The organism is Paenibacillus xylanexedens, from assembly GCF_007676705.1.
Taxonomy (GTDB): Bacteria; Bacillota; Bacilli; order Paenibacillales; family Paenibacillaceae; genus Paenibacillus; species Paenibacillus xylanexedens_C.
Genome location: NZ_VEBF01000981.1, coordinates 1 through 217 on the forward strand (window position 1 = coordinate 1; position 217 = coordinate 217).

Genomic DNA, 217 nt, shown 5'->3' on the forward strand with positions numbered 1-217 from the left:
GGGCTTAACGGTCGTGTTCGGGATGGGTACGTGTGGAACCCCTCCGCCATCGCCACCAAACGCGATTTGTCGAAGCATAGCTTCTTGAAATCAGATATGGAACTGAAAATCATACACACGTTCTGTGATGTACCGATTTTCATTTCAGAGATCATTCTCTGAAAACTAGATTCGAAACGAAACATGCGATTTAGAACTTGCTATTGGATAAGCCCTC

Annotated in this window: 1 rRNA gene; it reads right to left on the reverse strand. The window is 44.7% G+C overall.

Annotated features, from left to right (window positions below):
* Positions 1 to 60 (reverse strand): 5S ribosomal RNA (gene rrf / locus FS628_RS33540); the annotation flags it as partial.
* Positions 61 to 217 lie beyond the last annotated feature (157 nt).